Genomic DNA, 13462 nt, shown 5'->3' with positions numbered 1-13462 from the left:
TGGCGTGGATGCTTACAGTCGAAAACTGGCCGTAGCAAGCTGTTCCTGCGCGCGCGGCCGATCCCGGATACACGTATGGACCTCCTGTTCCCGCCATGAGGTCCGGCACACGGCGGCAACTGGGCAACCAAGCGGGCACCCCTGGCACGCGCCGCCCTCCTGCTGGCACACTGAGCCGATGAGTGATCCCCTCCCCCAGTCCCGGCGGCCTGGCATCCGTGCCGCGATGTTCGTGGACTTCGACAACGTCTATACCGGCCTGATGGCCTTGGACCCCGCGGCCGCGAAGAGATTCGCCGAGGACCCCAAGCACTGGACGGAGGCGCTGGCCGCCGGCGGCGCGGGCGAAGAATCCCGGCGCTTCCTGATCCGCAACTGCTACCTCAATCCGGTGATCTACTCCAAGTACCGGCCGTACTGGACCCGCGCGGGCTTCCGCGTGATCGACTGCCCCTCCCTGACCCAGCGGGGCAAGTCCAGCACCGACATCAACCTGGTGCTGGACGCAATGGATGCCCTGGCCGGCGCGGCACATATTGAGGAGTTCTTCGTCGCGTCTGCCGACGCCGACTTCACGTCGCTGGTCCAGCGGTTCCGGGCGGCCGACCGCATGACCACCGTCATCGCTGCCGGCGCCGTGGCGTTCGCATACCGGGAGATGGCGGACAGCGTGGTGGAGTCCCACGACTTCGTGGCAATCCTCAACGGGACCGCGGCCGGCATCCCCCGCATGGTCCCGTCCGCCGGACTTGGCACCCCGCTCCGCACCGCCCAGGGCACGCCCGGGTCCGCGACGTCGGCCGCCGACGAGGTCCGGGCCCTGGTGCAGGCCGCGCCGGGTCCGGTCACGGGAGCGGTCGCGGCGCACCGGGCCCTGACCGCGGACCCGTCGCTGAAGACCGATTGGGGCGGGCACGGCAAGTTCGGGGCCTGGATCGCCCAGATCGGCCAGGGGGTCCAATACTCGTCCACGCCGTCGCCCGGCTGGGTGTGGGACGCGAAGCGGTTCTCCCCGGAGCCCTCCTCGCTGGCCTCCGACGCCCGGCCCGCGATCGAGGAGCAGGTCACCCGGGTCACGGACGTTCCGGCGCTGTCAGCAGAACAGTTCAGACAGGTCTTCCTGTCCCTGGCGGCGAAGCTGCGCGACCATTCGGGCAACCGCAGCGAATTGGCACGGTCCGTCCGGGACGACTGCGTGGCGGCCGGGCAGCCGGTGTCCCGCTCTGCCGTCAACTTCGTGATCCAGGGCGTGGTGTACGCCGGCGGCTCCCTCGCAGAGGAGATATCAGCGGCGGAACTCGCTGCCGCGTGGACCAGAAACGTGGAAGAGCTGTGCCGGCTGGCCCTCATGGAGTTCGACGACGCCGAAAAGCTCGCGCTCAGGCGCTGGGCCGGCGGCGGGCTGCTGGAGTCCGGCCCCGGCGGCTCCCGGGCGTAGCGAACCTCCCGCCGTCGTGGGCTTGCGTCGGGTGCCAAACCGATCCACAGTGTGATCTATCGACATCGGGTACTCCCAAACGAATTCGGAAAGGAGCTGGAAATGCCCAACGACCTTACGGAGCTGGTCAGCGTCCGATATATGGTGGCCGACGTCGATGCCGCGGTCGACTTCTATACAGCGCATCTCGGATTCACCGTCAGGATGAGCGCCGCGCCGGCGTTCGCCGATGTCACCCGCGGCCGGTTGCGGCTCCTCCTGAGCGGGCCGGCCAGCTCTGCAGGCCGGCCCATGCCGGACGGCACGGTGCCCGTGCCGGGGGGCTGGAACCGCATCCACCTCATCGTGGGCGATATCGCGGCCGAAGTGGAGCGGTTGCGCGCGGCAGGCGTCACGTTCCGGAACGACATTGTCAGGGGCCCGGGCGGACAGCAGATCCTGCTGGAGGACCCGTCCGGGAACGTTGTCGAGTTGTTCCAGCCCGCCGGCGAATAGCGGCCGTTTAACACGCAAGCGGACGACGGCGGGATTTCTTTTCACCGAGGTCGCCTAGCTGGGCTCCCGTTCCTGTCTAATGGGGAGCCCAGCTGCGCTTGGGTCCGGCTGACGGAAGACCTGAGGAGATCTCCCGGAGCGGGGACATCTTCGCTACGGCTTCAGGACCACCTTGATGCAGCCGTCTTCCTTTTTCTGGAAGATCTCGTAGGCGGCCGCGGCACCGTCGAGGTCGACCTCGTGAGTCTTCAGGTCCATGACGCCGAGCGGGTCTGCGGAATCTTCCACGAGCGGGAGCAGCTCGTCCGTCCACCGGCGGACGTTGCACTGGCCCATCCGGAGTTGGATCTGCTTGTCGAACATGCTCAGCAGGGGCATGGGGCTCGCTGTACCCCCGTACACCCCGCTTAGCGAAACGGTGCCTCCCCGGCGCACGGAGTCGATCGCTGCATGGAGAACCGTCATGCGGTCTACACCCGCAGTTTCCATGGCCTTCTTTGCCAAGGCATCCGGCAAGAGCCCCACCGCATTCTGCGCAAAGGCGCCGACGGGCGAATTGTGCGCTTCCATGCCGACGGCGTCGACGACCGCGTCGGGGCCCCTTCCATCCGTCATATCGCGAAGCTGGTCGCTGACGTCCTTTGTGAAATCGATCGTTTCCACCCCGTGCCGCTCGGCCATGCGGCGGCGTTCCGGAACCGGCTCGATGGCGATGACGCGCTGACCCAGGTGTCGACCGACGCGGCTGGCGAACTGCCCCACCGGGCCGAGACCAAAGACCGCCAGGGTGCCGCCGGCGGGGACGTCGGCGTATTTCACTCCCTGCCAGGCGGTGGGAAGAATATCGGAGAGGTAGAGGTACCGCTCATCAGGCAGTTCGTGCCCGACCTTTATCGGCCCGTAGTCGGCGTGGGGCACGCGCAGGTATTCCGCCTGCCCACCGGGGACCGAACCGTAGAGCTCGGAGAACCCGAACAGGCTCGCCCCGCTGTTGTGGGCATGGACCTGGGTGGTTTCACACTGGGACTGCAGCCCCTGTTTGCACATCCAGCAATGGCCGCAGGAGATGTTGAAGGGGATGACCACCCTGTCGCCCGGCTTGAGGTTCCTGACCTCGGAGCCGACCTCCTCAACGACGCCCATGGGTTCGTGCCCCAGGATGTCGCCGGCCTTCATATAGGGGCCAAGGACCTCGTACAGGTGGAGGTCCGAGCCGCATATGGCCGATGAGGTGATCCTGACGATGGCGTCCGTCCCCTTCTCAATGACCGGATCCGGAACCATCTCCACGCTGACCGACCGCTTTCCCTGCCAGGTAAGTGCCCTCATATTCGCTCCTTCAGTCGCAACCAAATTAGTAAGTCTACTGATCAATAAGATCATTCCTTGTTCGCGCCCGGATGGGAAGGAGCGTCGGGCTGAGTCCTACGAGGACGGCGACTTAGATGGTCGGACCGGCTGGCGATGAGCTCGTTCGAAGGGCGGGTGCCCGCGGCTGAGGGCAGGGTGCGGTCACGGCCTGGCATCCGCCCTGGCCGCCCGCCCCAAATAGCCGCCCGGCGGCTCAGCGGCACCTTCGCACAAAGCGGACGACGGCGGGACTCCCGGCCGTCGTCCGTTGCGTTTGGTCTCGTTTACCTACAATGCCGGCGCTCGAGTGGTTGTGACGATTTCGGCTGCGTCCGTGCTCGCTATTATGCGAGCACCGCCGCCACTGCCACCGCCACCGCCGCCGCCGCCCTCGTTAGTCAGAACATCGTTAATTGCGTCCCAAGCGCGACCGGTGAGGTCCTTAGCCGCGTCCCATATACCCGACAGACTGAACGCAGCTGCGTCAAACCCAGGGCTCGCTGTCCTTGAGACCACGAGATCTGGCGTCTTGCGTTCTGCATCGCATTCGGCTGTTAACAGTGCTGCCCGACCGTGCACCATTGCACGAATTCGATCGCTCTGGCCGGACGCTAGAGGTTCAGATGTAAAAACACCGGGCGCGTCTGCAGCCGGCTTTAAGGAATTGCTAATCATTTTCTCTCCGTTGATCCCCAGATTCGGAGCTGTCTAACAGACGCGGAAACACGAGCTTCGGCGTAAGTGATATTCCGCAGCAGCCTAAAATTTGGCGCGGGAATAATCGGCACACATACATATTTTCGGCAGGTCAGAACTTTGAGTTATCCCCCCATCATTGACTTTCACTCGTCATGGTCCTCGCAGGAGACGCGAAAGTCAACGGGCTGTTTACACGTGATTCCGCGCGGAAGTTTTAACCAAAGCAACTCGCGAGGCAAAGCACCGGAACCGGGCCGCCGCTCCCCCGAAAATCAATCGGCTATCGATCTTTGGGGCGATGTTCAAGGGAGGTTTGTGGTGGTTATGATTCGGTCATGCCGAACCCGCGATTGTCTCTCGCCCTAGAACGGATTGGCCCTGGAGACTGGGAGATATTCGAATCGTTCGCGTCGGAGTTCTTAGCCGTCGAATATCCGGCCCTGCGGACGATGGCGGCTCCGAACGGAGACAAGGGTAGAGACGCCGAAATATTCACGATTGATGGGGTGCCTAAAGTTGCATTTCAGTACTCTGTCACGGCGGGTTGGAAGTCGAAAATTGCGAGCACGCTGGACACCCTCAAGAGGAATTTCCCTTCGGTCAGCACCATGATCTACCTGACTAACCAGGTGATTGGTCCGGCTGCCGATGAACTCAGGGAAGAGTCCCGACGTGATCGGAATATAACCGTAGACATCCGGGACCGGTCGTGGTTTGTGGACCGTGAGAAGTCCTATCCGCAACGACGAGTGGCCAGTGAAGAGCTGGCTCAGCGCTTTGTGGATCCGCTCCTGTCCAAACGAGGGGTCCTCGAAAGAATATCGACCTTGACCGCCGATGAGAGCAAGGTCGCGGTGCTGCACTTGGCTCTCGACGGCGAAGATCAGGCAACCGATCAGAGTCTTACCAAGAGCTGCTTCGAGTCATTGGTCTTGGCGGCGCTTCACGATTCGAACACATACAACAGGCTCAGCCTTAGCGAAATCAAAGATGGCGTCGCCCTCCGCATGCCCGTGGGGAAGCGAGGGCAGGTCGATGCTCTGACCCTGAGCGCATTGAACCGCCTGTCTCGGAAGGGCCCCATCAAGCAACACAAATCAGCGTCCGGGGCCGAGGACACGTACCATCTCAGTTTTGAGGAGGCCAAGAGGATAAATGATCAGACGGCCAAGTTCCTTCTTGATGAAGCTGCCCTCGATGCGAAACTCATTGCGGCGGTTCGAGCCGTCGAAGCACCGAAGGCACTGAGCGAAGCACAGTTGACCGAGATTTCTCGGGAACTGCGAACAGTCTTGGAAGAAACACTCCTGGAACGAGGTGAGTCTTTTGCCGAAGCCGTGGAAACAGGAGCACCGTTCCAACTCAGCCCTGTAGCCATAGCGGACCGAATCACAGCAAATGGTGGCATCCGTGAGCTCAGTTCTGATGCCGCGGCCGCGGCCATAATGCACCTACTGGAACAGCCTTCGCCGCAAACACAGTCGCATCTTCGGCGACTAGCCGACGCATACACGCTTTTCGCGTTCCTGAAACAAACCCCGGACGTCCAGAAAGTCGTGCTCAACGTCTTCAGTGAAGGCGACATATGGATGGACACCACCGCGATCCTGCCCCTTATCGGAGAGAGCCTGGTAGACGATCCGGAAGAGCGCCACTTTACGATTCTGATGCGCGCAGCGGTCGACGCAGGGTTGCTCCTATATGTAACGGACGGAGTCGTTGAAGAAGTTGAAAGACACCTCAACCTGGCGGTTGCTTATGGTCACAACAGAACGTCGACTTGGTCAGGAAGAGTGCCCTTTCTTTATTCGGCCTTCGTGCTCTCGGGCCGACCGGAGACCGAATTCCTGGACTGGCAACGGAACATCTGTGGACGAGAACAGCCGTTGCAGGACGTCAGCGACTACCTTGCCGACGAATTCTCTATCGAGACCAAGAGTCTTCTTGAGCACTCGAATGCCGCATCGACCGAACTCCGGGGTGCAGTTCAGGAACTATGGAATGAGACTCACGAGAGAAGGCGTCAACGAGGTGACTACGGAGCCGAGCAAGGGACGCGGTCTCGCTTGGTTGCCCACGACGTCGAAAACTCAGTCGGCGTCATCGAGTATCGGCGGACGATTGGACCATCACCCATGGGCTACCTTGCATGGTGGCTGACGTTCGACAGAACAGCCATGAAGATGAAGGACCACCTCCGGGAGCGCCTTGGCCCGCAAGCGCCTGCGTCGCCGGTGTTGAGCCCGGATTTCCTCACTCAATTGCTTCGGTTGGGCCCGCTCCGCACCGCCATCGAACAGGATCTGAGAGTGCAGCTACCCCTGCTCACGGACATGAGCGTCAATCACTACGCTCCGCAGGCTCTGCTCGATTTAGCCAGGGAAACGCGAGAAAAGTCGTCGAGCCAGAATGAACGGGTAGTGCGTCGCGAAGTCCGCGACGCGGTGAACCGCGCAAGGCAGCAGATGGGGCCCGCGGCGGTCGGCGGCGTTCGAGCCATGGAGGATCGAATTTCAGCTTCCATCAGACGACAGTCACCCGGATGAATCCCGCCGGCGGACGCACATAACCGGCAGTCGGACGGCAGCCAGGACTGCTGATAGCGGAATGGTTTCGCTCCGATCTGGGCTGCCGCAGCCGCACGCTCACTGCTGTCGCATGGAAGTATTCACCTATGACTATCGATAATGATGCTGCCAACCTCCCCGCGCAATTGGACTCTCACGGCACAGACGACTCGATCGAAGTCAGCCGTGGCTGGGACCACATCGGGGCCATCGTTGTCGATGCGACCCTGCAGCGACGACAGAACTACCACGCGACCGTCAGGCCGCGCGTTGTCGCTTTGGTCGGGGCATGGCCTGATGCCGCCACGACCAGTGGATTCCGGCGGCGCCTCGATACCGGGACGCTTTCCGAAGTTATCAGCTGGCCTTCCCCTGGCCGTCTCGCCCAGGTAGAGGACATGACGCGCGTGTTCGAGAGCCAGGGCATCGAGACTGTAGTCGAACTCCGAGGAGCACTTGGTGACGACGCCAGCAGAGCCGTTCTCCGGGAGGCTCTTGGGGCCGTGCGGCATGTCAGTCCCAAAACGCTCGATTACATTGACACCCTGAGCGGAGTGTCCACGGGCGGGGCCGTCGAAGTGTAGAAAGCGGGGAGTGATCCAGGTTCGCCAGCGGACTCCAGGTCCACCCCGAGCGGCGGAGTTGTGGGCACTCAAACGTCGATTGTGACGATGGCACAGGAGGCTGCCGAGTCTGCACGGGCGCCGGATTTTAAGCTGACGGCCCGGGAGACGCAGCAGCACATCTTGCCTGCGGAATGCTGCTGGCGTTCGCTGTAGAAGACATCGCGGTGGTCGATGGAGCCCCGCAGGCCGAGCAAACGCACTTCACACAGTCCGCATTCGCCCTTGCGGCAGTCGAACATCATGTCGACGCCGGCGTCCTCGAGCGCTTCCAGCATGGACTTTCCGGCGGGGACGGTTGCCTCGACGCCCAGGCGAGGCACGCGCACCACGAACTCCTCGGGGTCGAACCAGCCGCTGTTGCCAAAGGTCTCGTAGCGGAGGTTTGTCACGTTGAGCGCCCGGGCATCCCAGCCCCGTTTGACGGCGTCCATGAGCCGGATGGGGCCGCACATGTACAACTCAGTGTCCGGCTCAATCGTGGCCAGCAGCTCATCTACGTTGAGTGCTGTGCCTTCATCGTCCACGTGGACTCGCAGCGCGTCGCCATGCAGCTGCTCCAATTGCGCCAGGTAGGCCATGGCGGGGCGGCTGCGGCCGGCGTACACGAAGGTGTAGTCGGCCTTGATGTTTCGGAGCACCCGGGCCATGTTGATCATGGCGGTGATGCCGATCCCGCCGGCCAGCAGGACGTAGCGCGGAGCGCCGATCCGCAGAGGGAAATTCTGCAGCGGCTGCGTGATCTCCACCCGGTCGCCTTGCTCTAGGGCCTGCATGAAGTGGGAGCCGCCCCGGGATTGAGGGGCCCTGAAGACGCTGATCGCCACACGTCGGCCGTCCCCGCTCGAATCGACGATGGAGTAGGAGCGCCTGTGCTGCTCGCCGTTGATCGAGACCATCACGTCAATGTGCGAGCCCGGCTCGGCTTTCATGGGCCTGGACTGTTCCAGGACCAGGCGCCGGGTCTTTGCGGTAATGTCCTCCGCCTCGACCACAGTGCCGATCTGCCAGACTTCGATGTTCGTTGCAGCCATGTCTTCTTCTAACTTCCTGGGATCGGGCGATCGGGTCAGGCGGTGGGGATCAGTCGGCCTTCGGCGGCGAGTTGTCGCTCTATCAGCCGTCGCACCCACATGCCGCCCGCGTCGATGTTGAGGTTGTAGAACTCGTAGTCCGGGTTGGCGTCGATAGCATTCTGCTGGGCCGCCAGCATTTCTTCGTCCTCGCCGAACACGCCGTGTACGCCGTTGCGCAGCTGGGTGGTGATCAGCTGGCTTTCCAGCCGGTAGTTGCGCATGAAGGCCCAGAAGTAGTGGCATGTTTTGGCGCTTTCCGGCGAAATCGTGTTCATCACGAAGCCGTTGACGCCCTGGCTGCGGTCGCCTTCGGGGGCGCCAGTGCCCGCCTTGGCTACTCCGACGTCGATGTTGATGGTCGAGGGCGACTGGAAGGTGATGATCTGCCAGCGGTCAACCCGCCCTTCGAAACCCGGGAACTTGTCCCGCATGTTTTTGAGCCAGAACGGCGGAGCCTCGATGTCGAGCATCCAGCGCGATACCGTGACGGTGTTGTCGTCATGGGTCACGACGAAATCGGACTCACTCAGCTCGTCCTGGCCGATCGAGGAAGAGTGGACGAATTCCTCATGGGTGAGGTCCATCAGGTTGTCCAGAACGAGCTGGTAGTTGCACGGCGCCAAAATGGTCTCGCCATCACCGGCCCAATCATCCGAGCTCATTTGGTGCATGTCCGGGATAAGGGCCGGATCCGCGAGGGTGGCATCCCCCAGCCACACCCACACATAGCGGTAGCGCTCGATCACGGGGAAAGACGGTACGGTGGCGCTGGGATTAATGGTTTCCTGGGCGGGCATGGAGACACAGCGGCCGGCGGAGTTGTAGATAATGCCGTGGTACGGGCACTGGATTTGGTCCTTGCCGAGGGTCTTGCCCATGGACAGCGGGGCTAGGCGGTGCCAGCAGGCGTCCGCCAGCGCCACTGCCTTGCCATCCTCGGTGCGGTACAGGGCGAGCGGGCGGTCCGCAATCCGGCGCGACATCGGCTTGCGGGTTACCTCGTGGTCCCACGCGGCGACATACCAGGCGTTAAGCGGATAACCAAGCACTTTGTTCGTTGTAGAGCTCATGGACTGCATCAGCGCGGTCATGATCGATCCTTCCCCTCACGGTATACCTATGCTCATAGGTAGTGGCTTGGATCACAGCATAACTATGTTGATAGGTAGTGGCAAGGCCCCCCGGCTGCCCCCATAAGCGAACCGCAGAAGGGGACGGCAAAAGGCCCGGACACCCGGGCGGGCGTCCGGGCCTTTCGGCACTCAAGACTCGAGCTTGTCTATCAGTTCCAGGCCGCGCCTGGCCCACTCGATCTCCGCTTTGGCGCGTTCGATCATGCCTTCATAGGTGAAGATTTTGTAGCCGGCAATCTTGGCCCGGTCCTCCTCAGGCGCGGCCTCGAGGCGGCGCGCAAGCGTGGGGTTGCTCCGGTCTTCCAAGGCGGCAACCATGTCCTGCCATTGCTGCGCGCGGGAGGAGTGATAGGCAATATGGGCGCGCATCTGCGCTCGCGCGGCTTCGGGGTCGGCCCACTCAAGGTAGGCCGCCTTAAGATGGATCGGGTCACGCTCCCGGGCGTAGTCCAGGGTGGTATTCATCCATGCCCGGAAAGCCTCGACTCCTTCCGGAGTGATGTGATAGCGCTTCTTTTTGCCTTTCTTGCCCCAGGGCTCTTCCACTCCGCTCAGCAGGCCATCCTTTTCCATTCGCCGGAGTTCGGGATAGATCTGCGAGTCCGGTGCGTGCCAGACGTAGCCGACGGATTGTTCAAAGTGCTTGAAAACGTCATAGCCCGTGAGGGGCTGAGACGTCAGCAGCGCAAGCAGGGCATAACGCAAACTCACCCGTAACCGATCCTCTCCGTCAGGGCGCCCTGCTGCCGATGCCTTGCGGCAGGGCCGGGCGCCGCCTCCATTAAACCCCTTGTCAACTAACTACGTTCATAGTTATGCTGTGTCCCGCGCCACATTTACCTATCAGTATAGATAGTTTCCCGGCTGCCAGCCTTCAACGACGAGGCCCGGCCTCCGCCTCCAGAAGAGCCACCAGATCTTCTGCACCTCAGTTTCAGCATCTGCCCGGACCGTCCGTGGCCTCTAGAAAGTAGTCCCATGCAACTTCAAGAACGCATCGACGCGTCCCGTATGTCTCTGTATCAATGGCTGATCGTGGGCCTGTGCATCGTCCTCAACGCCCTCGATGGCTTCGATGTGCTGGCCATGGCCTTCACCGCCAACAGCGTGACCCGGGACTTCGGCCTTAGCGGCGCCGAACTGGGTATCCTGCTAAGCGCCGGACTGGTCGGGATGGCCATCGGCTCGCTGGGCCTCGCGCCCTTTGCCGATGTCATCGGGCGCCGGCCCATGGTCCTGATTTCGGTCGGTCTCGCAACTGCCGGGATGCTGCTGGCCTCCGTAGCGCACTCTGCCGTGGAACTCGGGATTTGGCGCGTGGTCACGGGCCTCGGTATCGGCGGGATACTCGCCTGCACAAATGTCATCGCCAGCGAGTACTCGTCCAAGCGCTGGCGCGGTCTGGCCATCAGCATCTACACCGCGGGATATGGCATCGGGGCAACGCTCGGCGGCGCAGCGGCGGTGACTCTGCAGGCCAGCTTCGGCTGGCGTTCTGTGTTTCTATTCGGCGGCATCTGCACTGCCGCCGTCTTCGTACTGCTCGCTGTCCTTCTGCCCGAGTCTGTGGACTTCCTCGCTAACCGGCGTCCCCGCAATGTCTTGGACCGCCTGAACAGGATCGCGCGCAAGATCGGACAGCCCGCCGTCACCGAACTGCCCGCAGTGGCGGCCAAGAATGATCGCAGGAACAAGGTCTCCGAACTGTTCACAGCCGGCAACCGCCGCTCCACCTGGCTCGTCTGGCTTGCCTTCTTTGCCACCATGTTCGGTTTCTACTTCGTGAACAGCTGGACCCCGCGGCTCCTCGTCACGGCCGGCATGACCGAAAGCCAGGGAGTCGTCGGCGGGCTGATGCTGACCTTAGGCGGCACCTTCGGGTCGTTGCTCTATGGACTGCTGACCATCCGCTGGAACAGCCGGAAGGTGATGGTCATTTTCGCCGTCCTGTCGGCGGCCACCATGGTGATGTTCATTTCCACCGCGGGTATTCTGGTCCTCGCCTTCGTCGCGGGCGGCGTTGTCGGCATGCTCATCAACGGCTGCATCGCGGGCATGTACACAATTACCCCGGCGCTCTATGGCGCTTCCGTCCGGAGCACCGGCGTGGGCTGGGCCATCGGGATAGGCCGCGTTGGTGCCATCGTCGCTCCGCTCATCACCGGAGCCCTGCTCGACGCGCACTGGACAGCGTCCATGCTGTACATGGGCGTCGGCGTCGTAGTCCTGGTGGCAGGCGGCGCAGTTGGGGCAATGCGGCCATCCCAGCAAGATGACGGCGCCCTAATCGACGGAGAGAAGGAACTAGCTCTGCCTGCATAATCCAGGGTCAACGAGCGAGACTCAGGCGGCCGTAGGCGATGTTGTTCCGGATGCTCCCGCCGAATCAGACGGCAGCACAACGCTATGCGCCTCAACGCCGACGAAACCAGACCCACACAGTGCGGACGACGGCGGGACTTCCCGCCGTCGTCCGCTCCTCCCTGCTGAACCCACAGCACATGACTCTGCGGCCCGCCATCCCTTGAACGCGTCGACGGTCTTGTAGCTAACCCGGTGGGGGGAGAGCGCCATAGGCATTTGGCAGCGCATGAGGATTGACGGGCCTGTCCGCGTCGGACGCGGATGGCTCCCAGGTGTCGTAGGGTCCCTCAGGTCTGGTCCTCTGTGGAGGCGGCGCGCAGGTCGGGGTCCACGCCCCTGGTTCGCTGCGTATCCACGGACGGCACCGGCTCGTTATCCGCACGGTGAAAATAGAGCCAGGCCGCGACTCCCGCGCTCACCGCGACGGCCGCCACTCCGGCAATCACCCAGGCCTTCCCGGACGCCGTCCGCCGCGACTTAGCCCTCGCGGGTGTCGTGACAACACTCGGTGCAACCCGTTTCAGGCCCTCTTGAACACGGGGAGCCAGAGTTTCCACTCCACCGGCGAGGTCGTCAGCGAGCCGCCGTAGTCCGGTCTGGATCCTCGGAGACGCAGATTCAATCCCGGCATCGAGCCCGGCCACCACTCTTTTCAATGCCGCCTCGACTCCGGGAGTGGCCCACTCCCTCCCCTCGGTGAGCTGAGAGATGAGATTCTCTGAAAGATGGCGGATCTGGTCGGCCTGGTTCTTGGGTGCTGCCGTGCGCATGAGTGCCTCCTCGATGTGGTGGATGCCCATAGCCTACGGCGGTCGGCACCGTAGAAACAGGCCCTTCCGGCCGCAGCCAATACGAACGCCCGGGTTCCTCGGTGCGCTCCCCTCCTACAGGAACGCGGACGACGGCGGGACCTCCCGCCGTCGCCCGCCTGCCGTTTGGTGCGGTGCTTTACAGCGCGGACCAGCCGCCGTCGGAGGCGAGGATGGCGCCGTTGATGTTGGTGCCGTCGTCGCTGAGCAGGAACGTGATGGACGCGGCGAGCTGCGCCGCGGTGGCGGGCGCCGGGACGGTGGCCTGCATCAGCGGGCCGAGGCGTTCGGCCGCGAGCTGGGATCCCCAGGTGGCCACGATGTTGGTGATGGTGGGGCCGGGGGCCACGGCGTTGAAGCGCAGGCCCCTGGGCCCGTACATCACGGCCGAGTTCTTGGTCAGGCCCACGACGGCGTGCTTGGACGCGGTGTAGGCGGCGCCGGCTGCGGACCCGCGCAGGCCGGCCTCGGAGGCGACGTTGACCACGGAGCCGGTCCCGGCGTCCAGCATCAGCGGCACCACCGCCCGGGTCAGGCGCATCAGGGCGGTGACGTTGATCCGGAAGACACGGTCCCAGAGCTCGTCGTCCACCTCGTGGATCGGGGCGAAGTTGTCCATGATGCCGGCGACGTTCGCCAGGGCGTCGATGCGTCCGCCGGCGGCAGCGACGACGGCGGCCACGGTCTCCTCGGTGGAGATGTCGCCGGCCACGGGGACCAGGTCCAGCGCGGCGTTCTCGGCCACGAGGTCATCGAGGCGTTCCTTGCTGATGTCGGCGGCGATGACGCGGCCGCCTTCCCTGGCGATGCGCAGGGCGGTGGCCTGGCCGATGCCGGAGGCGGCGCCGGTGACGATGACGGTCTTGCCGGCGAACCGGCCGGTGGTGGTGGCTTCCTGCCATGAATGA

At 63.3% G+C, this 13462-nt stretch carries 11 protein-coding genes; 5 read left to right on the top strand and 6 right to left on the bottom strand.

What is annotated here, in order from left to right; all coding sequences use genetic code 11:
- Nucleotides 1-178: 178 nt before the first annotated feature.
- Nucleotides 179-1438 (top strand): NYN domain-containing protein, encoded by a 1260-nt coding sequence (locus AC1DGD_RS20925; RefSeq protein WP_476849671.1) that lies wholly within the window; start codon nucleotides 179-181, stop codon nucleotides 1436-1438.
- Nucleotides 1439-1540: 102 nt separating this feature from the next.
- Nucleotides 1541-1933 (top strand): VOC family protein, encoded by a 393-nt coding sequence (locus AC1DGD_RS20920; protein WP_476858105.1) that lies wholly within the window; start codon nucleotides 1541-1543, stop codon nucleotides 1931-1933.
- Nucleotides 1934-2086: 153 nt separating this feature from the next.
- Here AC1DGD_RS20920 and AC1DGD_RS20915 read toward each other — a convergent pair whose 3' ends face one another.
- A complete protein-coding gene (locus tag AC1DGD_RS20915; RefSeq protein WP_230010888.1) occupies nucleotides 2087-3262 on the bottom strand; it encodes a zinc-dependent alcohol dehydrogenase in 1176 nt (391 codons plus the stop codon).
- A gap of 1055 nt (nucleotides 3263-4317) precedes the next feature.
- Between AC1DGD_RS20915 and AC1DGD_RS20910 the strand changes: the two genes are divergently transcribed.
- Nucleotides 4318-6528 carry a hypothetical protein gene (locus AC1DGD_RS20910; RefSeq protein ID WP_476858104.1) on the top strand — a complete coding sequence of 737 codons (2211 nt, stop codon included), beginning with the start codon at nucleotides 4318-4320 and terminating at the stop codon, nucleotides 6526-6528.
- A gap of 128 nt (nucleotides 6529-6656) precedes the next feature.
- Complete coding sequence (locus tag AC1DGD_RS20905) at nucleotides 6657-7133, top strand: hypothetical protein (protein ID WP_476858103.1); 477 nt, start codon at nucleotides 6657-6659, stop codon at nucleotides 7131-7133.
- 68 nt (nucleotides 7134-7201) lie between these two features.
- Here the strand turns inward: AC1DGD_RS20905 and AC1DGD_RS20900 are convergent, their stop codons facing one another.
- The 3 genes from AC1DGD_RS20900 to AC1DGD_RS20890 all read right to left on the bottom strand — a co-directional run bounded on the left by AC1DGD_RS20900 (nucleotide 7202) and on the right by AC1DGD_RS20890 (nucleotide 10092).
- The gene (locus AC1DGD_RS20900; RefSeq protein WP_476858102.1) at nucleotides 7202-8206 is read right to left on the bottom strand and encodes a PDR/VanB family oxidoreductase; all 1005 of its coding nucleotides are present in this window, start codon (nucleotides 8204-8206) and stop codon (nucleotides 7202-7204) included.
- A gap of 35 nt (nucleotides 8207-8241) precedes the next feature.
- Nucleotides 8242-9339 carry an aromatic ring-hydroxylating oxygenase subunit alpha gene (locus AC1DGD_RS20895; protein WP_028277775.1) on the bottom strand — a complete coding sequence of 366 codons (1098 nt, stop codon included), beginning with the start codon at nucleotides 9337-9339 and terminating at the stop codon, nucleotides 8242-8244.
- A gap of 171 nt (nucleotides 9340-9510) precedes the next feature.
- The gene (locus tag AC1DGD_RS20890; RefSeq protein ID WP_476849676.1) at nucleotides 9511-10092 is read right to left on the bottom strand and encodes a PadR family transcriptional regulator; all 582 of its coding nucleotides are present in this window, start codon (nucleotides 10090-10092) and stop codon (nucleotides 9511-9513) included.
- Nucleotides 10093-10359: 267 nt separating this feature from the next.
- Here AC1DGD_RS20890 and AC1DGD_RS20885 point away from each other — a divergent pair, with 267 nt between their 5' ends.
- Nucleotides 10360-11703, top strand: coding sequence for an MFS transporter (locus tag AC1DGD_RS20885; protein ID WP_476858101.1), 1344 nt, complete (start codon nucleotides 10360-10362; stop codon nucleotides 11701-11703).
- Nucleotides 11704-12032: 329 nt separating this feature from the next.
- Here AC1DGD_RS20885 and AC1DGD_RS20880 read toward each other — a convergent pair whose 3' ends face one another.
- Nucleotides 12033-12515 carry a hypothetical protein gene (locus tag AC1DGD_RS20880; RefSeq protein WP_476858100.1) on the bottom strand — a complete coding sequence of 161 codons (483 nt, stop codon included), beginning with the start codon at nucleotides 12513-12515 and terminating at the stop codon, nucleotides 12033-12035.
- A 178-nt stretch (nucleotides 12516-12693) separates the two neighbouring features.
- The coding region (locus AC1DGD_RS20875) for an SDR family NAD(P)-dependent oxidoreductase (protein WP_476858099.1) at nucleotides 12694-13462 on the bottom strand (769 nt) is incomplete at its 5' end.

Source organism: Arthrobacter sp. 05T45, from assembly GCF_056395875.1.
Note: the sequence above shows the minus strand (reverse complement) of the source record. Positions and strands in the feature narration are given on the sequence as shown.